We start from the raw sequence: 25,345 nt of genomic DNA on the forward strand, positions 1-25,345 counted from the left end.
GCCACCTCTGTGAGAATCGACCCCATGGACAGCAGCAGCACCCGCCGCCGGGCCACCCGCGCCAAGCTCTACGAGGCGGCCGTCACCCTCATCGCCGAGCAGGGGTTCTCGGCCACGACGGTCGACGAGATCGCCGAGCGGGCCGGGGTGGCCAAGGGCACGGTCTACTACAACTTCAAGAGCAAGACCGAACTCTTCGAGGAGCTGCTGCGCCACGGCGTCTCCCTCCTGACCGCCTCGCTGCGGACGGCGGCCGAGGAGACGGCGGCGGCCGGCGGCAGCCGGGTCGCCGCGCTGGACGCGATGATCCGCGCGGGCCTCGTCTTCATCGACCGCTACCCCGCCTTCACCCAGCTGTACGTGGCCGAGCTCTGGCGCACCAACCGCGCGTGGAACTCCACACTCCTGGTCGTGCGCCAGGAGGCGGTCGCCGTGGTGGAGGGCGTCCTGCGCGAGGGCGTCGAGGCCGGCGAGCTGAGCGAGGAGATCGACGTCCAGCTGACGGCGGCGGCCCTGGTGGGCATGGTCCTGGTCGCGGCACTCGACTGGAAGGCGTTCCAGAGCGAGCGGTCCCTGGACGACGTGCACGCGGCGCTGTCGCTGCTGCTGCACGGCCGGGTCGGCGGAGGCCGCTGAACTGGATCCAATATCCGGGATCTTGGATCCACCATCCGGGATATCGGATCCAAGATCCCGGATCCAGGATTTCGAATCCAGGATTTCGGATCCGAACGACGAGAAGCGCCGGTCCGGCGTGGCTCGATCCCCCGAGCCACGCCGGACCGGCGCTTCCTTCGTACCGGCAGGCGCGCGGCCCCGTTCCGCCGCCCCGTGTCGGCGGTGCGGAGCCGCGCCCCTTCCGTGGGCTCCACTCTCTCCTCCGGGCGGCCGCTCCCCCATCCGCTCGGGTACTCATATCGGCGTCTAGGTACGGGTACTCAGTCGTCCGGCGGAGCGCTCCTGCCTGGTGACGGGCGGGCGCCGTCTCGTTACGATCACGGGCGTGTCCGTACTCCCCATGATCTTCACCAGTGGCTGGGCGAGCGGGATCAACGCGTACGCGGTGGTCCTGCTCCTCGGCGTCTTCGGCGCGACCGGGCTCAGCGACGACGTGCCAGGGGCGCTCCAGCGCACGGACGTCCTGATCGTGGCCGGCGTGCTGTTCCTCTGCGAGGCCGTCGCGGACAAGATCCCGTACGTGGACAACGTGTGGGACTCCGTCCACACGGTGATCCGGCCGGTCGCGGGAGCCGTGGTGGCGGCGCTGCTCGCCGGTGAGAGCGGTTCCCTGCCCGAGCTGGCGGCGGGGGCGATCGGCGGTACGACGGCGTTGATGAGCCATCTGGTCAAGGCGGGGACCCGGATGGCGGTGAACACCTCGCCGGAGCCGTTCTCCAACATCGTGGTCAGTACGGCCGAGGACCTCGCGGTCGCCGGAGTCATCACCTTCGCGATCTTCCATCCGGTGGCGGCGTCGGTGGTCGCCGCCGTGCTGCTGGGCCTCGGAGTGGCCCTGGTGGTCTTCCTGGCCTCCCGGATCCGGCGTTTCCGGCGCCGCCGGGCCCAGCGCCGCGCGGAACGCGGAATGGCCGTGGCCGAGGCCGGACCACCTGCGGACCGCCCTGTCGGTGGAGGCCGATAAGGTCCCTGACATGGGACGGATTGTGGTGATCGGCGCGGGTCTCGGCGCCATGGCGGCGGCCGCGCGACTCGCGGTCGCCGGGCACGCGGTGACGGTGTACGAGCGGACGTCGACGTACGGCGGCTCGGTGGGCCGCTTCGAGCGCGAGGGCTTCGCCTTCGACACGGGTCCGGGGCTGCTGCACCTGCCGGCGGTCTACCGCGATCTGTTCGTGAAGACGGGGAGGAAGCCGCTGGAGGAGTGCGTCGACCTGGGCCAGGTCGATCCGGCCGCCCGGCACGTCTTCGCCGACGGCACGCGCGTGGACCTGCCGAACGCCTCGCGGGCCGGCACGATCACCGCCCTGGATGCGGCGCTCGGCGCGGGCGCGGGCCAGCGCTGGGGCGACTTCCTGGTGCGGGCCCGCGAGGCGTGGGACCGTACTCGCCGCCCGCTCCTGGAGGAGCCGCGGCCCGCCGACCCGAAGGCCCTGGCCCGCGAGCCGTACCCGGCGCTCAAGGCGGGCCTGCTGCGCCGTCCGACGCGGACGCTCGCCCAGGTCGGGGAGCGGGAGCTGAAGGACCCCCGGCTGATGGCGCTCCTGGGCTCCTACGCGGAGGCGTACGGTTTCCCGGCCGCGAGCGCGCCCGCCTCCGCCGCCGTCCTGCCGTACATGGAGCAGACCTTCGGCAGCTGGTACGTGGCCGGCGGCCTCCGGGCGCTGGCTGACGCGGTGTACGAGCGCTGCCGGGAGCGGCGGGTGGAGTTCGTCTTCGACGCGCCCGTGGAGGACGTCCTGGAGAAGGACGGCCGGGCGGTGGGGATCCGGCTGTCCGGTGGCGAGACCGTAGAGGCCGATCACGTGGTGTCCGGGGCCCCGTTGCCGGCGCTCCCCCACGGTCAGGTGGCGCCTCGCCACCAGGGGGACGGGACGAGCCGGGTGGCGGTCTGTCTGGCCCTGCGCGGCCCCCGGGAGGCGGAGGCGGTCCACCGGACCGTCGTGCACGCGGAGGGCGGGCGGCCGACCGTGACCGTGCTGCGGCCGGACGACCCGGCACTGCGCCCGGACGGTGACCACGAGTCGGTGACGGTCACGGCGACCGTGCGGACCTCCCCCGGGCAGGACTGGGAGGCCTTCGCCGACCGGATGACCGAGGCGGCCGAGCGGGCGGTGCCCGGGCTCGCGGAGCGGCTGCTGTGGCGGCACGTCCGCACGCCGGAGGACGTCCGGGCCGCCACCGGGGTCGCCGAGGTCCCGGGCCCGGCGCTGGCAGACGCCGGCGGGGGCTGGCTCCCGGCGGCCAACGTCTCCCCCGTCCCCGGCCTCTACTTCGCGGGCGGCTGGTCGCACCCGGGCGGCGGGCTCGCCCACGCGGGCATGTCGGGCGCGCTGGTGGCCGGTCTCATCGTGGAGGGCGCGGACTTCCGCGGCTCGCGGTGAGCCGCTCCTCCCCGTCCGCTCAGTAGCGGTACGGGGACTGCTCGTCCGGGTGCGGTTCGTAGCCGTACGTCCCGGGGACGTGCTCCTGGGGCGGCTGCGCCTCGGTGTCGCGCTGCTGCGGGACCCAGACGCCGCCGGGCGGGGTGTCGTAGGTGTACGAGGGGGCGTAGGGGTCGCCGTAGTACGAGGTGTACTGCTGGCCGTCGGTGCCGGGGCCGATGTACGGGTCGGAGTAGGCGGCGTACTGCTGGGGGCCGCCGGTGGTGCCGTAGTCGTAGCCGGGCTGCTGCTCGTAGCCGGTGGCGTAGGTGCCGTGACCACTGGTGTCGTAAGAGCCCGTCCCGTAACCACTGGTGTCATAGGAGCCCGTCCCGTAGGCAGCGGTGTCGTAGGAGCCGGTCCCGTAGGCGCCGGTGTCGTAGACGCCGTACTGGCCGGTGTCCTCGGGCAGGGGCTGGGGCTGGTGGACGGGGGCCGGCTCGTCGTGGCCGCCGCGCAGCTCCTCGGCGTCCGCGTCCTGCACGGGGGCGTGGGCGGCGCCGGCGTCCTCGTAGGAGAGGCCGGAGACCTCCAGGGTGGGACCGCCCTCGGGGGCCGGGCCCGCCTTGCGGCGGCGGCTGGAGCCGGGGCTGCCGCCGACCGCCCAGCCGGTGGAGAAGCCGCGACGGAAGGAGAGGGTCACGAAGGTCTGGCCGACGGCGAAGCCGACCGCGCCGACGACGATGACCGCCACCGAGGGCAGCAGCACGCCGACGACCACGCCGAGGAAGCCGCAGAAGGCGAGGATCCGCCAGCGCAGCCGTGCCTTGTACTGGAGGAGCACCTCGCCCAGCAGCCAGAGGGCCACCAGACCGAACGCGATGTAGAGGACCGTCCACCCCATGCCCCGCCGCCCCTCTCTACGGCCACCGCCGCTGGTCGGGGCGGGTACGACCGGTCAGGACTGCTGGTGCAGTCCGAGATTCTCGTAGATCTCGAGCGTCGCGGTGGAGCTGTTGAGCGTGATGAAGTGCAGTCCGGGGACACCCTCGGCCAGCAGGCGTGCGCAGAACTCCGTCGCGAACTCGATACCGATGGAGCGTACAGCGGCGGGATCGTCCTTGACGGCGAGGATGCGTTCTTTCACGTCCGCGGGGAAGGCGGCGTTGCTGAGCTGGGGCAGCCGGTCGAGCGTCTTCACGTTCACGACGGGCATGACCTCGGGGATGATCGGGGTCTCGCAGCCCGCCTTCTCGACGCTGTCGCGCAGCCGCAGGTAGTTCTCGGGGTCGAAGAACATCTGGGTGACCGCGTAGTCGGCGCCGGCCCGGCACTTGTCGACGAAGTGCCGGATGTCGGTGTCCCAGTCGGTGGACCGGGGGTGCATCTCGGGGAAGGCGGCGACGCCCACGCAGAAGTCGCCGGACTCCTTGATGAGACGGACCAGGTCGGCGGCGTAGCGCACGCCCTGGGGGTGCTCGACCCAGTCGCCCAGCGGATCGCCCGGCGGGTCGCCGCGCAGCGCGAGCATGTTGCGGATGCCGGCGTCGGCGTACTGTCCGAGGACGTTGCGCAGTTCGGCGACCGAGTGGTCGACGGCGGTGAGGTGGGCGACCGGGGTGAGGGTGGTGTCCGAGGCGATCTTCTGGGTGGCCTTGACGGTGCCGCCGCGGGTGGAGCCGCCGGCGCCGTAGGTCACCGAGACGAAGCTGGGGCCGACGGCCTCGACGCGGCGCATGGCGTTCCAGAGGACCTGTTCGCCCTTGGGCGTCCGGGGGGCGTAGAACTCGAAGGAGTACGACGTGCCGGAGGCGAGGATCTCGCGGACCGTGCGGGCGCGGTCCGAACGGACGGAGGCGGTTCCAAGGGCCATACCGGCAGGTTAGACGGGGTCCAGGTGACCGCGGAAACAGCGTCCGAGGAGTGGACACCTTTTCGGACACCGGTACGGGCCCGCTCCCGCGCCCGGATTCGGACGGCGGCCCGCTCCCGCGCCCGGGTCAGGCGGCCCGCTCCCGGACGCGCTTGGCGAGGGAGGCGGCGGCCGCGGCCGGGTCGTCGGCCTCGGTGATCGCGCGGACCACGACGATCCGGCGGGCGCCGGCGTCAAGCACCTCGTCGAGGTTGGCCTCGTCGATGCCGCCGATGGCGAACCAGGGGCGGTCCTGGGCGAGTCCTGCCGCGTACCGCACCAGGTCGAGGCCGGGGGCGTACCGGCCGGGCTTGGTGGGGGTGGGCCAGCAGGGGCCGGTGCAGAAGTAGTCGACGCCGGGTTCGGAGGCGGCCGCGGCCGCCTCCGCCTCGGCGTGGCAGGAGCGGCCGACCAGCACCCGGTCGCCGAGGATCGCGCGGGCGGCGGGGACGGGGAGGTCGCCCTGGCCGAGGTGGAGCACGTCGGAACCGATGGCGTGGGCGACGTCGGCCCGGTCGTTGACCGCGAGGAGCTTGCCGTGGCGGCGGCAGGCGTCGGCGAACACGGCGAGGTGCTCCAGCTCCTCGCCCGCCTCCATGCCCTTGTCGCGGAGCTGCACGATGTCGACGCCGGAGGAGAGCACGGCGTCGAGGAAGGCGGGCAGGTCGCCCTGGCGCTTCCGGGCGTCGGTGCACAGGTAGAGGCGGGCGTCGGCGAGCAGCTCACGAGGCGTGGACATGGTGGTTCCCCCGTCGGGTGGTGCCGGTGCCGCGGCGGCGGACCGCCGCGGCACCGGTTCGGTGGTGGTTCGGTGGGTCAGACGGCGAGCGCCTGGGCGCGGCGCTTCACCTCCGTGCCGCGATTCTCTCCGAGGGCCTGCGCGGGGGTGCCGGGCAGGCTCGGGTCCGGGGTGAAGAGCCACTCCAGCATCTCTTCGTCGGTGAAGCCGTCGTCCTTCAGGAGCGTCAGGGTGCCGGCGAGGCCCTTGACGACCTTGCCGTCCTGGATGAAGGCGGCGGGCACCTGGAGCGCGTTGTTCTCGCCGCGGCGCACGGCGATCAGCTGGCCCTCCTTCACCAGCTGCCGCACACGCGTCACCTCGACGCCGAGCATCTCCGCGATGTCGGGGAGATAGAGCCAGGCGGGGACGAGAGCATCGATTTTTGCGTCAATCTCGGTCACGGGACAAGCCTGCCATCCGGGACCGACAGCCGGTAGTCGGACCCGTCCCGCAGCCTCCGTACGGGGGGTGCTACCGGGCCGCGGACTTCAGCGGGACGGCCGGGTCGGCGGCGCGCCCGGGGTCGACGGGGGTGCCGGCCTCGATGAGCCTGCGCCCCTGGGCGAGGTCGCGGGGCCGGCCGACGGCGAGCAGCGCGACCGGCACGTCGTCCCGCAGCCAGAGCGCCGACCAGGAGGCGCCGGCCGGGTCGCCGCGCCGCACCAGCGTGTCGGCGCCCGCGTGGTGGCCGGCGTACTGGACGAAGCGGCCGAACTGCTCGGACCAGAAGTACGGGACGGGGTCGTACGGCTCCCGCGCGGCGCCCAGGATGTCGGCGGCGACCGTGCGGGGGCCCTGGAGGGCGTTGTCCCAGTGGTGGACGAGGAGCCGTTCGCCGTAGCGGGCGGAGGGGAAGGAGACGCAGTCGCCGACCGCGTACACCTCGGGCAGGGAGGTGCGCAGCCGGCCGTCGGCGGTGACGGCGCCGCCGGGGTCGAGGGCGATGCCGGAGCCGGCGAGCCAGGCGGTGGCGGGGCGGGCGCCGATGCCGACGACGACGGCGTCGGCGGGGAGTTCGCGGCCGTCGGCGAGGACGACGGCGCCGGGCCGGACGGTGTCCACGCGCGCGTGGGTGAGGAGTTCGGCGCCGCTCTCGGCGTACCAGCCGGCCATGACGGTGGTGACCTCGGCGGGCAGGGCGCCGGCGAGCGGCAGGGCCGTGGCCTCGACGACGGTGACGGCGCAGCCGGCCTCGCGGGCGGCGGTGGCGAACTCGGCGCCGATCCAGCCGGCGCCGACCACGACGACGGTGTGCCGGTTCTCCAGGACGGGGGCGAGGCGGACGGCGTCGTCGAGGGTGCGCAGCAGGTGGACGCCGGGGACGCCCTCGGCGCCGGGAAGGGTGAGCGGGTGGGCGCCGGTGGCGAGGACGAGGATGTCGTACGGGACGGGGCCGGCCTCGGTGTCGAGCTCGCGGTCGGCCGGGCGCAGTCCCGTGACGTCCAGGCCGAGCCTGAGGTCGACGTCGAGGGAGGCGAAGTCGACGTCGAAGGCGGAGGTCTCGGCCTTGCCGAGGAGGATCGCCTTGGAGAGCGGGGGCCGGTCGTAGGGCTGGTGGGGTTCGGCGCCGATGAGGGTGACGGGGCCCTCGTAGCCCTGTTCGCGCAGGGCGACGGCGGTCTGCACGCCCGCCATGCCCGCGCCGACGATCACGACGTGCCGCTGGTTCTGCTTCTGCTCGCTCACCCGCCCACCTTACGCATCTGACGCTTTATCAGTAATAGAGGTCCCCTGTGGCGCTCCGCCGACGGCGGCTAGGGTGGCGGACACACACCACTCGCGGGAGCCCGGACGGACCGGGCTGAGAGGGAGGCTGGCCGGCCTCCGACCGTACGAACCTGATCCGGGTCATGCCGGCGAAGGGAGGGGCGGTCACGCCCATGCGTTCTTCCGACAGCACCCCCAGCGGTGCGCACAGCGACGTCCTCGTGGTCGGGGGCGGCATCATCGGCCTGGTCACGGCCTGGCGGGCGGCCCTGCGCGGGCTGAGCGTCGCGGTCGTCGACCCCGAGCCGGGCGGCGGCGCCGCGCGGGTCGCGGCCGGCATGCTCGCCGCCGTCACCGAACTCCACTACGGCGAGGAGACCCTGCTCGGGCTCAACCTGGCCTCCGCCGCCCGCTACCCCGCCTTCGTCGCCGACCTCGAGGAGGCCACGGGTCTCGGCGTCGGCTACCGCGCCTGCGGCACCCTCGCCGTCGCGCTCGACGCCGACGACCGGGCCCACCTGCGGGAACTGCACGCCCTCCAGGCCCGCTGCGGGCTCGCCTCCGAGTGGCTGAGCGGCCGCGAGTGCCGCCGCCTCGAACCCATGCTGGCGCCCGGGGTGCGCGGCGGGCTCCGGGTGGACGGCGACCACCAGGTCGACCCGCGCCGGCTGGCCGCCGCGCTCCTCACGGCCTGCGAGCGGGCCGGGGTGGTCTTCCACCGGGCCCTCGCCGCGCGGCTCACGGTGGCCGGCGACCGGGCGCGCGGGGTCGTCCTCGGCGACGGCACCGCGCTGGCCGCCGGTCAGACCGTCCTCGCCGCGGGCAGCCTCAGCGGCCGGCTCGCGGGCGTGCCCGCGGCGGTCCTGCCGCCGGTCCGCCCGGTGAAGGGCCAGGTCCTGCGGCTGCGGGTCCCCGCCCCGTACGCCCCCTTCCTCTCCCGCACCGTCCGGGCCGTGGTCCGCGGCGGCCACGTCTACCTCGTGCCGCGCGAGAACGGCGAGCTGGTGATCGGCGCCACCAGCGAGGAGCTGGGCTGGGACACCACGGTGACCGCGGGCGGGGTGTACGAGCTGCTGCGCGACGCCCACGAGCTGGTCCCCGGCCTCACCGAGCTGCCGCTCACCGAGACGCTGGCCGGGCTGCGCCCCGGCTCCCCCGACAACGCGCCGCTGCTCGGGCCGAGCGCCCTGCCGGGCCTCCACCTGGCCACCGGCCACCACCGCAACGGGGTCCTCCTCACCCCCGTCACCGGCGACGTCATGGCGGAGGTGCTGACCACCGGGCTCCTCCCCGACGAGGCGCGCCCCTTCTCCCCCCGCCGTTTCCCCACCGCCCTCTCCGCACTCCAGGAGCAGCCCGCATGAACGTGTCCGTGAACGGCGAGCCGCGCACGCTCGCCGGCCCCGTCTCCCTGGCCTCCCTGGTCGCCACCCTCAGCACCGCCTCCTCCGGCGTGGCCGCCGCCGTCAACGAGACGGTGGTGCCGCGCGGCGAGTGGGCGGCGACGCTGCTCGCCGACGGCGACCGGATCGAGGTCCTGACCGCGGTGCAGGGGGGTTGAGCGCGATGTCCGACGACGTGTTCGTCCTCGGCGGTACGGAGTTCTCCTCCCGTCTCATCATGGGCACCGGCGGCGCCCCCAGCCTGGACGTCCTGGAGCGCTCCCTGGTGGCCAGCGGCACCGAGCTGACCACGGTCGCCATGCGCCGCCTCGACCCCACCGTGCAGGGCTCGGTCCTCTCCGTCCTGGACCGGCTCGGCATCCGCGTCCTGCCGAACACGGCGGGCTGCCACACGGCCGGCGAGGCCGTGCTCACGGCCCGTCTCGCGCGGGAGGCGCTGGGCACGGACTGGGTCAAGCTGGAGGTGGTCGCGGACGAGCGGACCCTCCTGCCCGACGGGGTGGAGCTGCTCGACGCGGCGGAGACCCTGGTGGACGACGGCTTCACCGTCCTGCCGTACACCAACGACGACCCGGTCCTCGCCCGGAAGCTGGAGGACGTGGGCTGCGCGGCGATCATGCCGCTCGGCTCCCCCATCGGCTCCGGTCTCGGCATCCGCAACCCGCACAACTTCGAGCTGATCGTGGAGAAGGCCGGTGTGCCGGTGATCCTCGACGCGGGGGCGGGCACGGCCTCGGACGCGGCGCTCGCGATGGAGCTGGGGTGTGCGGCGGTGATGCTGGCCTCGGCGGTGACCCGCGCGCAGGAGCCGGTCCTGATGGCCTCGGCGATGCGTCACGCGGTCGAGGCGGGCCGGCTCGCCCGCCGCGCGGGCCGCATCCCCCGCCGCCACTTCGCGGAGGCGTCCTCGCCGGTGGAGGGCCGGGCCCGGCTCGACCCGGAACGCCCCGCCTTCTGACCCCGGCCCCCGGTCCCGGCCGGGCACGGGTACGTCACAGGCGTGCTGCGGTCGGGGCCCGGGGGGCCGGCCGTGTCCCTGCCGGCTCGTAGACTCGTCGCCGTGGACACGACCCTTCAGGACCCCCTCGTGGGGCGGCTGCTCGACGGCCGCTACCGCGTCGACGCGCGCATCGCCGTCGGCGGGATGGCCACGGTCTACCGGGCCGTCGACACCCGCCTCGACCGCGTCCTCGCGCTCAAGGTGATGCACCCCGAGCTCGCGGCCGACGCCGCCTTCGTCGAGCGGTTCATCCGCGAGGCGAAGTCCGTCGCCCGCCTCGCCCATCCGAACGTGGTCGGCGTCTTCGACCAGGGCGCCGAGGGCGCGTACGTCTACCTGGCGATGGAGTACGTCTCCGGCTGCACCCTGCGCGACGTGCTCCGCGAGCGCGGCGCGCTCCAGCCCCGCGCCGCCCTGGACATCCTGGAGCCGGTGCTCGCCGCGCTCGGCGCCGCGCACCGGGCCGGGTTCGTGCACCGGGACATGAAGCCGGAGAACGTGCTGATAGGGGACGACGGCCGGGTCAAGGTCGCCGACTTCGGTCTCGTACGGTCCGTGGGCTCGGCGACCGCCACCACCGGCGCGGTCCTCGGCACCGTCTCGTACCTCGCCCCCGAGCAGATCGAGCACGGCACCGCCGACACCCGGGCCGACGTGTACGCGTGCGGCGTCGTCCTGTACGAGATGCTGACGGGCGCCAAGCCGTACTCCGGCGACACCCCCGCCCAGGTGCTCTACCAGCACCTGAACACCGACGTGCCGGCCCCGTCCGCCGCCGTCCCCGGCCTGCCGCCGGCCCTGGACGAGCTGGTCGCGGCCGCGACCGCCCGCACCCCCGACGTCCGCCCGCACGACGCCGTGGCCCTCCTCGGCCTGCTCCGGGAGGCACGGGCGACCCTCACCGACGCCCAGCTGGACGCGGTCCCGCCGCGGGCGCGCGCCGAGCAGCGGGACACCGGCGAGGACCGCACCAGCGTGATCGCCCGCCCCGTGCCCGAGCCCACCGATCCGCAGGCGGTGCAGCACACCAGCCGGCTCGCGGCCCCCGAGCCGCCGCCGGCCCGGTCGCGCCGTCCGCGCCGGCCGGCCCCGCGCGGCCCGCTCCTGATCGTCCTCGGCGTCCTGCTCGTCCTGGGCCTCGGCACCGGCGTCTGGTACATCAACGCCGGCCAGTTCACCCGTGTCCCCGCCGTCCTCGGCCAGACCGAGGAGACGGCGGCCAAGCGGCTCGCCGACGCCGGCCTGGAGCGGGGGGAGACGAAGCACGCCTTCAGCGACGTGTACGAGCGCGGCACCGTGATGGCCGTCGACCCGGCGCCCGGCGAGCGGGTCCGCAGCCACGCCACCGTCACCCTCACGCTCTCCCGCGGCCCGGAGATCGTGAAGGTGCCCAACCTGAAGCACAAGCCGCTCGACGAGGCCAGGCGGATCCTTGAGGAGCAGGGCCTCGCCCCCGGCGTGGTCACCACCGTCTTCAGCACGACCGTCGCCCAGGGCGCGGTGATCGGCTCCGACCCGGAGCCGGGCACCGAGCGGGCCCCGGACTCGGCCGTGGCGCTCGTGGTCAGCAAGGGCGCCCCGGTCGACGTCCCGGACGTGACCGGCGAGACCGTCGCCGACGCCACCGCCACCCTCCAGGAGGCCGGTCTCAAGGTGTCGGTCGCGCCGGAGCGGGTGCACTCCGCCGAGGAGGCCGGCTCCGTCGCCGCCCAGTCGCTCGCGGAGGGCAGCCGGGCCGCGAAGGGCGACGCGATCACGCTGACCGTCTCCAAGGGGCCGCGGCAGGTCGAGGTCCCGGACGTCGTCGGCATGAAGACCGACGAGGCCCGCGAGAAGCTGGAGGGCGCCGGCTTCGAGGTGAAGGTCGAGAAGTCCTTCCCCTTCCTCGGCGACGAGGTGGCGCGCCAGTCCGTGGGGGGCGGCGAGACCGCACCGGAGGGCTCCACCGTCACCCTCACGATCAAGGGGATCTGATCAAGGAAATCCGAGCAAGGGAATCTGGGACACCCATGCGCAACCCCGTCGGCGGCCATGTCCCCGTGGCCGGCGGTCTCGCCACGACCGGTCTCGGCTACGCCCGCGAGCTGGGCGCCGAGACGGTCCAGGTCTTCGTCGCCAACCCGCGCGGCTGGGCCACCCCCACCGGCAACCCCGCCCAGGACGAGCGGTTCCGCGCCGAGTGCGCCGCCGCCTCGCTCTCGGCCTGGGTGCACGCCCCGTACCTGATCAACTTCGGCTCGCACACCGAGGCCACCGTCGAGAAGTCGGTGGAGTCGCTGCGCCACTCGCTGCGGCGCGGCCGGGAGATCGGCGCGCGGGGCGTGGTCGTCCACACCGGCTCGGCGACCGGCGGCCGCCCCCGCGAGGAGGCCCTGGCGCAGGTACGGGAGCGGATGCTGCCGCTGCTCGACGAGCTGACCCACGAGGACGACCCGTACCTGCTCCTGGAGTCCACGGCCGGCCAGGGCTTCTCGCTCTGCTCCCGGGCGGAGGACTTCGGCCCGTACTTCGACGCGCTCGACCACCACCCGAAGCTGGGGATCTGCCTCGACACCTGCCACATCTTCGCGGCCGGTCACGACCTGACGGAGCCGGGCGGGGCGGTACGGACCCTGGACGAGCTGGTCGCCACCGTCGGCGAGGGCCGGCTGCGGCTGATCCACGCCAACGATTCCAAGGACGTCGCGGGCGCGCACAAGGACCGGCACGCCAACATCGGCGCGGGCCACATCGGCGAGGAGGCCTTCCGGCAGTTGCTGCGCCATCCGGCCACCGACGGCGTGCCGTTGATCATCGAGACGCCGGGGGGCAAGGAGGGCCACGCCGCCGACATCGAGCTGCTCAAGAAGCTCCGGGCCTGATCCGCCTCTGATCCGCTTCTGATCTTTTTCGATTGAGGAATACCCCATGGGGGTATACGGTTCCCGTGTCAGCAGGAACCGCTGTCCGAGGCTGGGGGCACCTCATGGAACACGAAGCGCACCACACGAGCCACGCGGATCACACCGGTCACGACCCGTACGCCGGCCACCACGACGCGCACGCCGGGCACGGCGCCGGCGCGAGCTGGAGCATGGCGGCGCGGGCCACCCTCCACTGCCTCACCGGCTGCGCCATCGGCGAGGTCCTGGGCATGGTCATCGGCACCGCGCTCGGCTGGGGCAACGCGCCGACGATGGCCCTCGCGATCGTCCTGGCGTTCTTCTTCGGTTACGCGCTCACGCTGCGCGGCGTCCTCGCCGCCGGTCTCGACCTCCGGGCCGCCGTCAAGGTCGCGCTCGCCGCCGACACGCTCTCGATCACCGTGATGGAGATCGTCGACAACGGCGTGCTGCTGATGGTCCCCGGCGCCATGGACGCACACCTGGGCGACGCCCTCTTCTGGGGCGCGCTCGCCTTCGCCTTCGCCGTCGCCTTCCTGGTCACCACGCCGGTGAACAAGTGGATGATCGGGCGCGGCAAGGGCCACGCGGTGGTGCACCAGTACCACCGCTGAGAAGGACGAGCCGTACGCGACGGCCCGGGGGCGCTACAGCTCCGGGCCGTCGCCCGGTCCCTCCTGGTACGAGTAGCGCTGCTCGGTCCACGGGTCGCCGATGTTGTGGTAGCCGCGCTCCTCCCAGAAGCCGCGGCGGTCGGCCGTCATGTACTCCACGCCCCGGACCCATTTGGGCCCCTTCCAGGCGTACAGGTGCGGCACGACGAGCCGCAGCGGGAAGCCGTGCTCGGCGGTGAGCAGCTCGCCGTCCTTGTGGGTGGCGAAGATCGTGCGCTCGGCGGCGAAGTCGGCGAGCCGCATGTTGGCGCTGTAGCCGTACTCGGCCCAGACCATCACATGGGTGACCTGCGGGGCGGGCGGCGCGAGCTCCAGGATCGTCCGGGCGGCGACCCCGCCCCACTCCGCGCCGAGCATGCTGAACTTGGTCACGCAGTGCAGATCGGCCACCACCGTGGAGAACGGCAGCGCCGAGAACTCCTCGTGGTTCCAGCACCGCTTGTCGCCGTCGGCGGTCGCGCCGAAGACGCGGAACTCCCAGCGCTCCGGCTTGAACTTGGGCACGGGCCCGTAGTGGGTGACCGGCCAGCCGCGCTGGAGCCGCTGCCCCGGCGGAAGCTCGGGCGACATCTCCGGCATCCCCACGTCCCGGTGTACCCCGCTCTCCGGCTGACCCATGCCCTCCATGGTGACAGACCGCGAGGGGTGGTCATGACCAGCCACCCGCCCGGCCGCGTCCATTCGGGCAAGTCCAACTAAGCCTCCACTTACTGGACGCCCCTCATGGGGAGTGCGAGGATGCGAGCATCCTGCCCCGTGACGGGCCGGACACACCCCGTGATGGAAGGAACCTGGAGCGATGCAGGGCGACCCCGAGGTCCTGGAGTTTCTGAACGAGCAGCTGACCGGCGAGCTGACGGCCATCAACCAGTACTGGCTGCACTACCGCATCCAGGACAACAAGGGCTGGACGAAGCTCGCGAAGTACACCCGCGAAGAGTCCATCGACGAGATGAAGCACGCGGACAAGCTGACCGAGCGCATCCTGATGCTCGACGGCCTGCCCAACTACCAGCGGCTCTTCCACGTGCGCGTGGGCCAGACGGTCACCGAGATGTTCCAGGCGGACCGCCAGGTCGAGGTGGAGGCGATCGACCGGCTCAAGCGGGGCATCGAGGTCATGCGCACCAAGGGGGACATCACCTCGGCCAACCTCTTCGAGGAGATCCTCGCGGACGAGGAGCACCACATCGACTACCTGGACACCCAGCTGGAGCTGATCGAGTCGCTGGGCGAGGCGCTCTACCTCTCGACGCTCATCGAACAGCCGAGCTAGGCCGCCGGAGGCTAGGCCGCCTCGGACAGAGCGGTGGTCTCCGCCGTGAAGGCCGGTACGCCCTGGTCCACGAGCTCGCGGCGCGGGCAGCTGCCACGGCCGAGGAGGGCCTGGATGCGCCGCACGCACGAGCCGCAGTCCGTGCCCGCCTTGCAGGCGGAGGCGATCTGGCGGGGCGTGCAGGCGCCGGCCTCCGCGTGCTCCTTGACCTGCTTCTCCGTGACACCGAAGCATGAGCAGACGTACACGCGGTTCACCTCCCGCCGAGATCGATAAGGCTAACCTAACCTTACCCGGCGAGCGGGAAGCGTAAAAGCCTTCGATATGACGATGGGGCGCGGATCACAAGGATCCGCGCCCCATCGCTGGAGGTATCTACTTACTGATCGCGGTACATCTCGGCCACGAGGAACGCGAGGTCGAGCGACTGGCTCCGGTTGAGGCGCGGGTCGCAGGCCGTCTCGTAGCGCTGGTGCAGGTCGTCGACGAAGATCTCGTCGCCGCCGCCCACGCACTCGGTGACGTCGTCACCGGTGAGCTCGACGTGGATGCCGCCCGGGTGGGTGCCCAGCTCCTTGTGGACCTCGAAGAAGCCCTTGACCTCGTCGAGCACGTCGTCGAAGCGGCGGGTCTTGTGGCCGGAGGCCGCCTCGAAGGTGTTGCCGTGCATCGGGTCGGTCACCCAGGCGACGGTGGCGCCCGAGGCGGTGACCTTCTCGACCAGCTCCGGGAGCTTGTCCCGGACCTTGTCGGCGCCCATGCGGACGATGAAGGTCAGCCGGCCCGGCTCGCGGTCGGGGTCGAGCCGGTCGATGTACGTCAGCGCGTCCTCGGCGGTGGTCGTCGGACCCAGCTTGATGCCGATCGGGTTCGCGATCTGCGAGGCGAACTCGATGTGGGCGTGGTCGAGCTGGCGGGTGCGCTCACCGATCCAGACCATGTGGCCGGAGGTGTCGTACAGCTTGCCCGTGCGCGAGTCGGTACGGGTCAGGGCGCCCTCGTAGTCGAGCAGCAGCGCCTCGTGGGAGGCGTAGAACTCGACGGCCTTGAACTCGGCCGGGTCGGTGCCGCAGGCCTTCATGAAGTTCAGGGCGTTGTCGATCTCGCGGGCGAGCGCCTCGTAGCGCTGGCCCGACGGGGACGACTTCACGAAGTCCTGGTTCCAGGCGTGCACCTGGCGCAGGTCGGCGTAGCCACCGGTGGTGAAGGCACGGACCAGGTTCAGCGTCGACGCGGAGGCGTGGTACATCCGCTTCAGGCGCTCGGGGTCCGGGACGCGGGCGGCCTCGGTGAAGTCGAAGCCGTTGACGGAGTCGCCCCGGTAGGTGGGGAGCGTCACGCCGTCACGGGTCTCGGTGGGCTTGGAACGGGGCTTGGAGTACTGACCCGCGATGCGGCCGACCTTCACGACGGGCACGGAGGCCGCGTAGGTGAGGACGGCGGACATCTGGAGCAGCGTCTTCAGCTTGGCCCTGATGTGGTCGGCGGACACGGCGTCGAAGGCCTCGGCGCAGTCGCCGCCCTGGAGCAGGAACGCCTCGCCACGGGCGACGGCTCCCATCCGGGCGCGCAGCTGGTCGCACTCGCCGGCGAAGACGAGCGGAGGATACGACTCGAGGTCCGCGATCACATCGCGCAGAGCCTCGGCATCGGGGTACTCGGGCTGCTGCGCCGCGGGCAGGTCTCGCCAGGTCGCCTTGGCGACGGCGTGGGATTCGGCGTTCACGGTCACATGGACCACACTACGGGGTTCTTCGTCCTGTCCTGTCCCCTGCCCAGTGGCTGAGACACGCGCCCGTTATGTCCGGACGCGATCTTCACACCATCGAGTGGTGTTACCCTCGGGCCCGTTTCAGCAAACGCGCTGAACCGCTCTCCGAAAACTCCACAGACACAGCCGAGACCACAGGGGTGGGCGTGACCCAGAGGCACCGCAGGGACCGCAAGAAGAAACGACTCTTGTACGGAGCGGCGGCCGCGGTCGTCGCCACCGCCACGATCGGGACCCTCGCGGTCGCCTCGCCGAACCTCCTCGGCACGGCCGGCGACGCGAAGCCCGGCCGCGCCGGCTCCCTCCAGGAGCAGTTCGCCGCGGCGGCGGAGGAGTTCGACGTGCCGCAGAGCGTGCTGATGGCGGTGTCGTACCAGCAGACGCGCTGGGAGTCGCACGACGGCGAGCCGAGCACGACCGGCGCGTACAACGTCATGGGTCTGACGAAGGTCGAGCCGGAGGACGTCGAGCAGCAGGTCACCGACGAGCAGATCGACCACTTCAACGGCTCCGGCCGGCCGGAGATCGAGAAGACCTTCGACCGCGAGAAGGTCCGCCGCATCCTGGAGAAGGCGATCGTCGACACCGACGACCCGCGCCTCCACACCCTGGACAAGGGCGCCGAGCTGATCGGCAGCTCCACGGAGTCCGTGCAGAACGACACCGCCGCCTCGATCCGCGCCGGTGCGGCCCTGCTCGCCGACTACCAGAAGCAGGCCGGTGCCGAGCTCTCGGACGAGCCCGGCGACTGGTACCCGGCCGTGGCCCGTTACAGCCAGTCCCCGCAGAAGAAGGGCGCCGACCTCTTCGCGAAGCGCGTCTTCGAGTCGATCAAGAAGGGCGAGCGGGAGGTCACCCTCGACGGCGAGCAGGTCGCCCTGCCGGCCGACCCCGAGGCCGAACCGGTCAAGCCGGCGAACGTGCCGCTGGCCGCGACCTTCGCGAGCACGACGGCGACCTCTCTTCCGGAGTGCCCCGCCGGCCTGAACTGCAACGTCAAGCTGAGCGTGCCCTCCTCCACCGGCAAGAAGAACTACACCGCCGGTGACCGCCCCAACCAGGGCGTCGACATCCGCCAGATCGTCATCCACGACACCGAGGGCGGCTACGAGGGCTCGCTCAGGGTGCTCACCGACCCGAACGGCGGGGGCAGCGCCCACTACCTGATCCGGGCGAGCGACGGCCTTGTCACCCAGATGCTCGAGAACAAGAACCTGGCGTGGCACGCGGGCAACTGGACCCACAACATGCACTCCATCGGCGTGGAGCACGAGGGCTTCGCCATCAAGGAGGGCAGCTGGTACACCGAGCCCCAGTACCGCTCCTCCGCCGAGCTGGTGAAGCACCTGGCGAAGACGTACGGGGTGCCGCTCGACCGCGAGCACATCATCGGCCACGACGAGGTGGCGCTCCAGACGGACAACAAGCTCTCCAGCCTCCACTGGGACGCGGGCCCGTACTGGGACTGGAACCACTACATGTCCCTCCTGGGCGCCCCGCAGGGTGACCAGGGCGCGGGCGGTCTGCTCCGGGCCGGCCAGACGGTCCGGGTGGTCCCGCCGTTCACCACGGCGAACCAGCCGAAGCTGACCGTCGGCGGTACGGCCGTCCCGCCGCGGCCGTCCAACTTCGGGTACCTGTACACGGGCCCGGGAACGAACTACGCGACCATCAAGGACCCGTACTTCACCTCCGGCTGGTCCGAGGGGTCCAACTACGGCAACAAGGTCCGGGCCGGCGGCCTCTACGTCGTCGCCGACGTCCGGTCCAACTGGACGGCGATCTGGTACGCGGGTGAGAGGGCCTGGTTCTACAACCCCGGCGGCCAGTACACCGTGCCGGTGAACGCCACCACCGTGAAGCTCAGGTCCGGCCTGGCCTCCACCAAGGTCTTCGGCCGTTCCTTCCCGGAGACCGCCGCCTACACCGCGGCCGGCCTGTCCGCGCCGGGCAACGAGAACGACCCGCTGACGAAGTTCACCTTCGCCTCCGACCAGGCCTATGTGAAGGCCGGTCCCGCGGTGAAGGGCGACGACTGGTTCGGCTCCGCCCAGAAGAACGTCATCGGCTCCAGGACGTTCGTGCCGATCCGCTTCCACCACAAGGTCGTCTGGGTGAAGCAGGACGACATCGTCGAGGCACCCGGCGCCGCCCCCGTCGCCACGGACAACCGCTACAACATCGTCGCCCGTGACTCCGCCGGCGTCCTCTGGCAGTACCAGGGCACCGGCTCCGGCACCGCTCCGTTCCTGACCCGCTACCGGGTCGGCGGCGGATGGAACGTCTACAACACCATCACGCCGATGACGGCCCTGCGGGCCGACGGGACCGGCGACGTGGTCGCCCGGGACAAGGACGGCGTGCTCTGGTACTACAAGGGCACCGGCAACCCGTCCGTCCCGTTCAAGACGCGGCTCCGGGTTGGCGGCGGATGGAACATCTACGACAAGATCCTCGGCGCCCGGGACATGAACGCGGACGGCCGCCCGGATCTGGTCGCCCGCGACAGGAGCGGTGTGCTGTGGCTGTACACCAACACCGGCGGCTCCCCGAACCCCTTCGCCACCCGCGTCCGCGTCGGCGGCGGCTGGAACATCTACAACGAGCTCATCAGCACCGGTGACATGACCGGGGACGGCAAGCCGGACCTGGTGGCCCGTGACACGTCGGGTGTCCTGTGGCTGTACAAGAACACCGGCGGCTCCCCGAACCCCTTCGCCACCCGTGGCAGGGTCGGCGGCGGCTGGAACGTCTACAACGTCATGGTCGGCCCGAGCGATCTGGACAAGGACGGCAAGCCGGACCTGATCGCCCGGGACGGCTCCGGCGTGCTCTGGTTCTACAAGAACACGAACGGCTACCCGAACCCGTACGCCACCCGCGCCAGGGTCGGCGGCGGCTGGGGCGTCTACAACCTGATCGTCTGATCGGGTCGTCCAGGGCCGCGGGGCCCGTTCCGTACCGTCCACGGTGCGGAACGGGCCCCGTTCCCGTCTCCGGCTGGGTTACAGTGCTCGCGTGCACGCGCCCCTGAACCAGAACTGGTGGTGGACCGTCCCTCCGGCGGCCCACTGACTGCGCGTACCCGAAGATCCACGCGAAGGCCGCCCGAGGGGCGGCCTTTCTCGTACCGACGTACCCGCGAGGCCGTTCCTCCGCTCCGACCGGAAGGAACCCGCACGCCATGACCTTCGACCTCTCCCGTCTCCTCGACGACTCCGCCCCGCCCTTCGCCCTGCTCCGCCGCCGCACCCCGGGCCGTGACCACGACACCGTCGAGGTGCTGATCGGCGCCGTCCACGAGGCCGGACGGCTGGCCGAGCTGCCGGTGGGCGAGCGGCCGGCACTCGCCCTGGTGCCGTTCCGGCAGATCCGCGAGCGCGGCTTCGACGTGCGGGACGACGGCACCCCGCTCTCCGTGCTCGTCGCGGAGGAGGTGTACGAGCTGCCGCTCGGCGAGGTGCTGGACCTCCTGCCCGCGCATCGGGTCGAGGTGACCGGCGGGCGGTTCGACGTCTCCGACGAGGAGTACGCCGGGACCGTGCGGCGGGTCGTCGAGGAGGAGATCGGGGGCGGTGAGGGCGCCAACTTCGTCATCCGGAGGACGTACACCGGGGAGATCCCCGGGTTCGGGCGGGCCGACGCGCTGGCCCTCTTCCGGCGGCTGCTCGCGGGCGAGCGGGGCGCGTACTGGACGTTCGTGGTGCACACCGGGGAGCGGGTGCTCGTCGGGGCCAGTCCCGAGGTTCATGTGCGGATGGCCGGTGGGACCGTCGTGATGAATCCGATCAGCGGCACGTACCGCTACCCGGACGGGGCGGCGCCGACCGTCGAGGGGCTGCTCGGCTTCCTCGCCGACCGCAAGGAGACCGAGGAGCTCTCCATGGTGGTGGACGAGGAGCTGAAGATGATGTGCACGGTCGGCGACCGGGGCGGGGTGGTGATCGGACCGCGCCTGAAGGAGATGGCCCATCTCGCGCACACCGAGTACGAGTTGCGGGGGCGGTCCTCGCTGGACGTGCGGGAGGTGCTGCGGGAGACGATGTTCGCGGCGACCGTGACCGGCTCGCCGGTGCAGAACGCCTGCCGGGTGATCGAGCGGTACGAGCCCCTCGGGCGGGACGGAGTCGGGCGCGGCTACTACGCGGGGGCGCTCGCGCTGCTCGGGACGGACGGGAACGGGGCGCAGACGCTGGACTCCCCCATCCTCATCCGGACCGCCGACATCGCCGCCGACGGACGGCTCCGGGTGCCGGTGGGGGCGACGCTCGTCCGGCACTCGGACCCGGCGGGCGAGGTCGCGGAGACGCACGCGAAGGCGGCGGCGGTCCTCGCCGCGCTCGGGGTGCGGGAAGGCCGCCCGGCGGAGGAGGACGCGCCCGCCGGGCCGCGGCTCGCGGACGATCCGCGGGTGCGGGCCGCGCTGGACGCCCGGCGGGCGGATCTGGCGCCGTTCTGGCTGCGGATGCAGACCCGCGCGGCGGAGCTGACCGGCCACGCCCTCGTGATCGACGCGGAGGACACCTTCACGGCGATGCTGGCGCACCTGCTGCGCTCCTCGGGCCTTGAGGTGTCGGTGCTGCGGTACGACGAGCCGGGGCTGCGGGAGCTGGCGCTCGCCCACGAGGGCCCGGTGGTCCTGGGGCCCGGCCCCGGCGACCCCTCGGACGCGGCCGATCCGAAGATGCGGTTCCTGCGCGGGCTCACCGCCGAGCTGCTGCGCGGCCACCGCCACGGCCTCCTCGGCGTGTGCCTGGGGCACGAGCTGATCGCGGCCGAGCTGGGCCTGGACATCGTCCGCAAGCGCGTGCCGTACCAGGGCGCCCAGGTCCGGATCGACCTGTTCGGCCAGGAGCGCACGGTCGGCTTCTACAACAGCTTCACGGCCCGCTGCGACGAGCGCGAGGCGACGGAGCTCGCCCTGCACCGGATCGAGGTGAGCCGCGATCCGGAGACGGACGAGGTGCACGCCCTGCGCGGTCCGGGCTTCGCCGGCGTGCAGTTCCACCCGGAGTCGGTGCTCACGACCGAGGGCGCGGCGGTGACGGCCGCGCTCCTCGCCGGGGTGCTGGTGTGAGCTAGGCGCGCGGTACCAGGACGTTCTCGTCCCTCCGGCCCTCGAAGTAGTTGAGGACGTTGCGGACCGTGGTGTCGATGATCTGGCCGACCGCGTCGGCGGTGTAGTACGCCTGGTGGCTCGTCACCACCACGTTGGGGAAGGTCACCAGGCGGGCCAGGGTGTCGTCCTCGATGCCCGCGAGGGACTTGTCGAGGAAGAAGAGGCCGGCCTCCGCCTCGTAGACGTCGAGTCCGACGCCGGTGAAGCGGCCGGCACGGAGTTCGGTGACGAGGGCGTCGGTGTCGACGAGGCCGCCGCGGCTGGAGTTGACGAGGATCGCGTCGTCCTTCATGGCCTTGAGGGCGACGGCGTCGATGAGGTGGTGGGTGGCGGGCAGCAGCGGCACGTGGAGGCTGACGAGGTCGGCCTCGGCGAGGAGCCGGTCCTTCTCGACGTACTCCATGCCGAGCGCGGTGCAGGCCGGGTTCTCGACGATGTCCCAGCCGAGCAGCCGCATGCCGAAGCCGTGGGCGATCCGGGTGAACGCCTCGCCGATCCTTCCGGTGCCGAGGACGCCCACGGTACGGCCCCGCAGGTCGCGGCCCATCAGGCCGTGGAGGCGGAAGTCGAAGTCGCGGGTGCGGTTGGAGGCGCGGACGATCCGCCGGTTGACGGCCAGGGCGAGGGCCCAGGCGAACTCGGCGACGGAGTACGGCGAGTAGGACGAGACCCGGGCGACGGTGAGGCCCAGGCGCTCGGCGACCTCCAAGTCGATGTTGTTGAAGCCGGTGGAGCGCTGGGCGATCATCCGGGTGCCACCGGCCGCCAGGGTCTGGAGGACCCGGTGGTCGAGGATGGCGTTGACGCTGGTGGAGACGGTCTCGTAGCCGGCCGCGATGGGGGCGGTGTCCTCGGTGAGGAAGACGTCCAGGCAGCGGACGTCGTGGTGGCCCGCGAACGCCTTCTCGATCAGCGGCTTCTCGTCCGCCTGCACGCCGAATGCCAGGATCTCCACGGCAGTCCCCTCGCTGGAAGGTCACGTATGCGCCCGAAAGTACGGTTACGCGCGAATATACGGCCCTGTCCCGCGCCCCGCCCGGTCTCGGCTCCCCCGGCCGCGGGCTCAGCCTTCGTCGAGGCCGCGCTCGATCGCGTACCGGACGAGCTCGACGCGGTTGTGCAGCTGGAGCTTGCCCAGGGTGTTCTGGACGTGGTTCTGCACGGTGCGGTGCGAGATGACGAGGCGTTCGGCGATCTGCTTGTAGCTGAGGCCCTTGGCGACGAGCCGCAGGACCTCGGTCTCGCGGTCGGTGAGGCGCGGCGCCTCCGGCTCCCCGGCGCCCTCGGCGGGGGCGGGCCCCGAGGCGAGGCGGCGGTACTCGCCGAGGACCAGGCCGGCGAGGCCCGGGGTGAAGACGGGGTCGCCCGCAGCGGTGCGGCGGACCGCGTCGATCAGCTCCTCGGCGCCGGCCGACTTCAGGAGGTAGCCGGTGGCGCCGGACTTCACGGCCTCCAGGACGTCGGCGTGCTCGCCGCTCGCCGAGAGGACCAGGACCCGCAGGCCCGGCAGTGTGCCGACCAGCTCCTTGCAGACCTGGACGCCCGGCTTGGCCGGCAGGTTCAGGTCCAGGACGAGGACGTCGGGGGCGGCGGCGGGGGCCCGGCGGACGGCCTGGTCGCCGTCGCCGGCGGTGGCGACCACGGCGAAGCCCGCCTCGGCCAGGTCGCGGGCGACGGCGTCCCGCCACATGGGGTGGTCGTCGACGACCATCACCCTGATCGGCCCCGTCCCTGCCGGGTGCTGCGCCTCGTTCACTTCTCTCCTGCCTTCCCCCGTGCGTCCCGCGACGGTCGCGGGACCTTCAGTTCGACTTCGGTGCCCTGGCCCGGGACCGAGATCAGCTCGGCCGTGCCGCCCAGGTCGCGCAGGCGCCCCCGGATGGAGAGCGCGACCCCCATCCGGCCCTCGCCCTCCGCCTCGGCGAGCCGGCCCTCGGGGATGCCGGGCCCGTCGTCCCTGACGGTGACGACGACCTCGTCGTCCCAGTCCTCCAGGAGGATCCACGCGCGCGCGTCCGCGCCCGCGTGCACCCGTACGTTGTCCAGGGCGGCGCCGACCGCGGCGGCCAGTTCCCGCGCGGCGGCGGAGGGCAGCGGGACGGGCACGCCGGGGTCGGAGAGGGTGACCCGGGCTCCGGCGCGCGGGGCGAGCAGGGTGCGCAGGTCGACCGGGGCGTCGTCGGGCGCGTCGTCGACCTCGACGACGCGGACCACGGCCCCCTCGGACTCGTCCTCGGAGACATGGCTGGTACGGATGAGACCGCCGGCCACCAGGGCGCGCAGGGCGACCTCCTGTTCGCCCGCCATCCGGCCCAGCTCGGCGGCCTCTCCGCCGAGTGCGGTGCCGCGCCGCTGCACCATGGCGAGGACCTGGAGGACGCTGTCGTGGATGTCGCGGGCGAGCCGCTCGCGCTCCCGGGTGGCGGCCTCGATCTCCAGGGCGCGGGCGAGGGTGCGCTCGGAGGCGCGGGCGACCTCGACGACGTAGCCGATGGCGATGGAGGCGACCCAGACCAGGATCACGTTGTGGACGGTGTCCCGGGTGGGGTGGGCCCGCTCGATGATGTTGGCGACGGCGACGAGCGAGGAGGCGAGGCCGGCCCAGCGCCAGCCGCCCTTGAGGGCGTAGGCGAGGACGGAGCCGGCGGTCCATATCGTCGGCAGCGTGGGGCCGTCGACGGACTGGGCCTGGGCGTCCACGAGCGGGGTGAGGAGGATGCCGGTGAGGGCGAGGGTGAGGTCGGCGACGAGGAAGCGCTTGGTGCAGCCGGCCGCGCTCGCCACCTTGGGCAGGGTGGCGAGGGTCCAGACGCAGAGCACCGCGAGGTAGCCGACGGCGACCCAGGGCCGCTCGTAGCGGTCCGGGCCGGTGGCGAAGATCAGCACCGCGTAGACCATCGTCAGGACGCGGTAGCCGGTCAGCGCCCGCCACAGCGGCTGCTCGACCGACATGCGCACGACACGTTCGCGCTTGGCCATCTCCCCCACCCCCCCGTGGACGCCCCTGGACGGGAGCGTCAGGCGCCGGACTCTTCCCGCGCGGCGATCTCGGCCTTCACGGCCTCCTTGGCGGCCTTCTCGGCCTCGGCGATCTGCCGCTTGGCGGCGGTCGCGTAGATGTCCACGTACTCCTGGCCCGAGAGCTTCATGATCTCGTACATGACCTCGTCGGTCACCGAGCGGAGGATGAAGCGGTCGCCGTCCATGCCCTGGTAGCGGGAGAAGTCGAGCGGCTTGCCGATCCGGATCCCGGGGCGCATCAGCTTCGGGACGATCTTGCCGGGCGGCTGGATCTTCTCCGTGTCGATCATGGCGACGGGGATCACCGGGGCGCCGGTGGCCAGCGCCACCCGGGCGAGACCGCCGGGCTTGCCGCGGTAGAGGCGGCCGTCGGGCGAGCGGGTGCCCTCGGGGTAGATGCCGAAGAGGCCGCCGCTCTCGATGACCTCGATGCCGGCCTTGATGGCCGCCTCGCCGGCGCCGCGGGCGCCCGAGCGGTCCACCGGGAGCTGGCCGACGCCCTTGAAGAAGGCGGCGGTCAGCCGGCCCTTCACGCCGGGAGTGGTGAAGTACTCCGCCTTGGCGATGAAGGTGACCTTGCGGTCGAGGACCGCGGGCAGGAAGAAGGAGTCCGAGAAGGACAGGTGGTTGCTGGCCAGGATGGCGGGCCCCTCGGCGGGCACGTTCTCCGCGCCCTCCACCCAGGGCCGGAAGGCGAGCTTCAGGGACCCTCCGATGGAGAACTTCATTGCGCCGTAGATCAACTCGCCATGCCTTCC

General features: G+C 72.5%; 24 protein-coding genes and 1 riboswitch. Of the genes, 12 read left to right on the forward strand and 12 right to left on the reverse strand.

The genetic code is table 11. From position 1 onward, the window contains the following. Positions 1–24 precede the first annotated feature (24 nt). The 3 genes from QK442_RS00985 (at position 25) to QK442_RS00995 (ending at position 3,062) form a co-directional block, all read left to right on the forward strand. Complete coding sequence (locus tag QK442_RS00985) at positions 25–636, forward strand: TetR/AcrR family transcriptional regulator (protein WP_282691807.1); 612 nt, start codon at positions 25–27, stop codon at positions 634–636. Between the two features lie 367 nt (positions 637–1,003). After that, positions 1,004–1,642, forward strand: a complete 639-nt coding sequence (locus tag QK442_RS00990; protein ID WP_282691808.1) for a DUF4126 domain-containing protein — start codon at positions 1,004–1,006, stop codon at positions 1,640–1,642. Between the two features lie 10 nt (positions 1,643–1,652). Continuing rightward, entirely contained in the window at positions 1,653–3,062 is a 1,410-nt protein-coding gene (locus QK442_RS00995) for an NAD(P)/FAD-dependent oxidoreductase (RefSeq protein ID WP_282691809.1), read from the forward strand. Between the two features lie 19 nt (positions 3,063–3,081). Here QK442_RS00995 and QK442_RS01000 read toward each other — a convergent pair whose 3' ends face one another. The 5 genes from QK442_RS01000 to QK442_RS01020 form a co-directional block, all read right to left on the reverse strand. Next, the gene (locus QK442_RS01000; protein WP_282691810.1) at positions 3,082–3,945 is read right to left on the reverse strand and encodes a hypothetical protein; all 864 of its coding nucleotides are present in this window, start codon (positions 3,943–3,945) and stop codon (positions 3,082–3,084) included. A 54-nt stretch (positions 3,946–3,999) separates the two neighbouring features. After that, on the reverse strand, positions 4,000–4,914 hold the full coding sequence (gene metF, locus QK442_RS01005; protein WP_282691811.1) for a methylenetetrahydrofolate reductase [NAD(P)H]: 915 nt from the start codon (positions 4,912–4,914) through the stop codon (positions 4,000–4,002). 127 nt (positions 4,915–5,041) lie between these two features. Beyond that, positions 5,042–5,692 carry a thiamine phosphate synthase gene (gene thiE / locus QK442_RS01010; RefSeq protein ID WP_282691812.1) on the reverse strand — a complete coding sequence of 217 codons (651 nt, stop codon included), beginning with the start codon at positions 5,690–5,692 and terminating at the stop codon, positions 5,042–5,044. Between the two features lie 77 nt (positions 5,693–5,769). Further along, positions 5,770–6,135, reverse strand: a complete 366-nt coding sequence (locus tag QK442_RS01015; protein WP_282691813.1) for an Rv2175c family DNA-binding protein — start codon at positions 6,133–6,135, stop codon at positions 5,770–5,772. Between the two features lie 70 nt (positions 6,136–6,205). Continuing rightward, positions 6,206–7,369 carry an FAD-dependent oxidoreductase gene (locus QK442_RS01020; RefSeq protein WP_282692040.1) on the reverse strand — a complete coding sequence of 388 codons (1,164 nt, stop codon included), beginning with the start codon at positions 7,367–7,369 and terminating at the stop codon, positions 6,206–6,208. Positions 7,370–7,503: 134 nt separating this feature from the next. After that, positions 7,504–7,617, forward strand: a riboswitch (TPP riboswitch). On the opposite strand from QK442_RS01020, the gene thiO reads away from it, so the two are divergent. From thiO to QK442_RS01050, 6 genes are all read left to right on the forward strand, one after another. After that, entirely contained in the window at positions 7,615–8,805 is a 1,191-nt protein-coding gene (gene thiO / locus QK442_RS01025) for a glycine oxidase ThiO (protein WP_282691814.1), read from the forward strand. It overlaps the preceding riboswitch by 3 nt. Further along, positions 8,802–9,002, forward strand: a complete 201-nt coding sequence (gene thiS, locus QK442_RS01030; protein ID WP_282691815.1) for a sulfur carrier protein ThiS — start codon at positions 8,802–8,804, stop codon at positions 9,000–9,002. Before thiO ends, thiS begins: the two co-directional genes overlap by 4 nt. 5 nt (positions 9,003–9,007) lie before the next feature. Next, complete coding sequence (locus QK442_RS01035) at positions 9,008–9,802, forward strand: thiazole synthase (RefSeq protein WP_282691816.1); 795 nt, start codon at positions 9,008–9,010, stop codon at positions 9,800–9,802. A 102-nt stretch (positions 9,803–9,904) separates the two neighbouring features. Further along, positions 9,905–11,818 (forward strand): Stk1 family PASTA domain-containing Ser/Thr kinase, encoded by a 1,914-nt coding sequence (gene pknB / locus QK442_RS01040; protein WP_282691817.1) that lies wholly within the window; start codon positions 9,905–9,907, stop codon positions 11,816–11,818. 35 nt (positions 11,819–11,853) lie between these two features. Further along, complete coding sequence (locus QK442_RS01045) at positions 11,854–12,705, forward strand: deoxyribonuclease IV (protein ID WP_282691818.1); 852 nt, start codon at positions 11,854–11,856, stop codon at positions 12,703–12,705. Between the two features lie 104 nt (positions 12,706–12,809). Next, positions 12,810–13,340: a DUF4396 domain-containing protein gene (locus QK442_RS01050; protein ID WP_282691819.1), complete on the forward strand. Its 531-nt coding sequence runs from the start codon at positions 12,810–12,812 to the stop codon at positions 13,338–13,340. Between the two features lie 33 nt (positions 13,341–13,373). On the opposite strand, the gene QK442_RS01055 is transcribed toward QK442_RS01050, so the two are convergent. Further along, positions 13,374–14,018 (reverse strand): sulfite oxidase-like oxidoreductase, encoded by a 645-nt coding sequence (locus QK442_RS01055; protein ID WP_282691820.1) that lies wholly within the window; start codon positions 14,016–14,018, stop codon positions 13,374–13,376. 181 nt (positions 14,019–14,199) lie between these two features. On the opposite strand from QK442_RS01055, the gene bfr reads away from it, so the two are divergent. Beyond that, positions 14,200–14,676 (forward strand): bacterioferritin, encoded by a 477-nt coding sequence (bfr, locus tag QK442_RS01060; protein ID WP_282691821.1) that lies wholly within the window; start codon positions 14,200–14,202, stop codon positions 14,674–14,676. Positions 14,677–14,687: 11 nt separating this feature from the next. Here the strand turns inward: bfr and QK442_RS01065 are convergent, their stop codons facing one another. After that, positions 14,688–14,933 carry a (2Fe-2S)-binding protein gene (locus QK442_RS01065; RefSeq protein ID WP_282691822.1) on the reverse strand — a complete coding sequence of 82 codons (246 nt, stop codon included), beginning with the start codon at positions 14,931–14,933 and terminating at the stop codon, positions 14,688–14,690. A gap of 122 nt (positions 14,934–15,055) precedes the next feature. Further along, positions 15,056–16,408, reverse strand: coding sequence for a 3-deoxy-7-phosphoheptulonate synthase class II (locus tag QK442_RS01070; RefSeq protein WP_282691823.1), 1,353 nt, complete (start codon positions 16,406–16,408; stop codon positions 15,056–15,058). Positions 16,409–16,593: 185 nt separating this feature from the next. On the opposite strand from QK442_RS01070, the gene QK442_RS01075 reads away from it, so the two are divergent. Beyond that, positions 16,594–19,374, forward strand: coding sequence for an N-acetylmuramoyl-L-alanine amidase (locus QK442_RS01075; protein ID WP_282691824.1), 2,781 nt, complete (start codon positions 16,594–16,596; stop codon positions 19,372–19,374). A 257-nt stretch (positions 19,375–19,631) separates the two neighbouring features. Continuing rightward, positions 19,632–21,524 carry an anthranilate synthase family protein gene (locus QK442_RS01080; protein ID WP_282691825.1) on the forward strand — a complete coding sequence of 631 codons (1,893 nt, stop codon included), beginning with the start codon at positions 19,632–19,634 and terminating at the stop codon, positions 21,522–21,524. Between the two features lies 1 nt (position 21,525). On the opposite strand, the gene QK442_RS01085 is transcribed toward QK442_RS01080, so the two are convergent. The 4 genes from QK442_RS01085 to QK442_RS01100 all read right to left on the reverse strand — a co-directional run bounded on the left by QK442_RS01085 (position 21,526) and on the right by QK442_RS01100 (position 25,330). Further along, positions 21,526–22,521, reverse strand: coding sequence for a 2-hydroxyacid dehydrogenase (locus QK442_RS01085; RefSeq protein ID WP_282691826.1), 996 nt, complete (start codon positions 22,519–22,521; stop codon positions 21,526–21,528). A 108-nt stretch (positions 22,522–22,629) separates the two neighbouring features. Continuing rightward, the gene (locus tag QK442_RS01090) at positions 22,630–23,277 is read right to left on the reverse strand and encodes a response regulator transcription factor (RefSeq protein ID WP_282692041.1); all 648 of its coding nucleotides are present in this window, start codon (positions 23,275–23,277) and stop codon (positions 22,630–22,632) included. Between the two features lie 41 nt (positions 23,278–23,318). Next, on the reverse strand, positions 23,319–24,545 hold the full coding sequence (locus QK442_RS01095; protein WP_282691827.1) for a DUF5931 domain-containing protein: 1,227 nt from the start codon (positions 24,543–24,545) through the stop codon (positions 23,319–23,321). Between the two features lie 38 nt (positions 24,546–24,583). Next, positions 24,584–25,330: a lysophospholipid acyltransferase family protein gene (locus QK442_RS01100; RefSeq protein WP_282691828.1), complete on the reverse strand. Its 747-nt coding sequence runs from the start codon at positions 25,328–25,330 to the stop codon at positions 24,584–24,586. Between the last annotated feature and the right edge of the window lie 15 nt (positions 25,331–25,345).

This window comes from Streptomyces sp. CC208A (assembly GCF_030010625.1).
GTDB lineage: Bacteria > Actinomycetota > Actinomycetes > Streptomycetales > Streptomycetaceae > Streptomyces.

Bases quoted from the DNA above. Each gene is read 5' to 3' on its own strand.
- QK442_RS00985 (WP_282691807.1), top strand. From the start codon at position 25: ATGGACAGCAGCAGCACCCGCCGCCGGGCCACCCGCGCCAAGCTCTAC.
- QK442_RS01035 (WP_282691816.1), top strand. From the start codon at position 9,008: ATGTCCGACGACGTGTTCGTCCTCGGCGGTACGGAGTTCTCCTCCCGT.
- QK442_RS01055 (WP_282691820.1), bottom strand. From the start codon at position 14,018: ATGGGTCAGCCGGAGAGCGGGGTACACCGGGACGTGGGGATGCCGGAG.
- QK442_RS01095 (WP_282691827.1), bottom strand. From the start codon at position 24,545: ATGGCCAAGCGCGAACGTGTCGTGCGCATGTCGGTCGAGCAGCCGCTG.
- bfr (WP_282691821.1), top strand. From the start codon at position 14,200: ATGCAGGGCGACCCCGAGGTCCTGGAGTTTCTGAACGAGCAGCTGACC.
- QK442_RS00995 (WP_282691809.1), top strand. From the start codon at position 1,653: ATGGGACGGATTGTGGTGATCGGCGCGGGTCTCGGCGCCATGGCGGCG.
- QK442_RS01050 (WP_282691819.1), top strand. From the start codon at position 12,810: ATGGAACACGAAGCGCACCACACGAGCCACGCGGATCACACCGGTCAC.
- QK442_RS01000 (WP_282691810.1), bottom strand. From the start codon at position 3,945: ATGGGGTGGACGGTCCTCTACATCGCGTTCGGTCTGGTGGCCCTCTGG.
- QK442_RS01045 (WP_282691818.1), top strand. From the start codon at position 11,854: ATGCGCAACCCCGTCGGCGGCCATGTCCCCGTGGCCGGCGGTCTCGCC.
- QK442_RS01080 (WP_282691825.1), top strand. From the start codon at position 19,632: ATGACCTTCGACCTCTCCCGTCTCCTCGACGACTCCGCCCCGCCCTTC.
- QK442_RS01090 (WP_282692041.1), bottom strand. From the start codon at position 23,277: ATGGTCGTCGACGACCACCCCATGTGGCGGGACGCCGTCGCCCGCGAC.
- QK442_RS01020 (WP_282692040.1), bottom strand. From the start codon at position 7,369: ATGGCGGGCGTGCAGACCGCCGTCGCCCTGCGCGAACAGGGCTACGAG.
- metF (WP_282691811.1), bottom strand. From the start codon at position 4,914: ATGGCCCTTGGAACCGCCTCCGTCCGTTCGGACCGCGCCCGCACGGTC.
- thiE (WP_282691812.1), bottom strand. From the start codon at position 5,692: ATGTCCACGCCTCGTGAGCTGCTCGCCGACGCCCGCCTCTACCTGTGC.
- thiS (WP_282691815.1), top strand. From the start codon at position 8,802: ATGAACGTGTCCGTGAACGGCGAGCCGCGCACGCTCGCCGGCCCCGTC.
- thiO (WP_282691814.1), top strand. From the start codon at position 7,615: ATGCGTTCTTCCGACAGCACCCCCAGCGGTGCGCACAGCGACGTCCTC.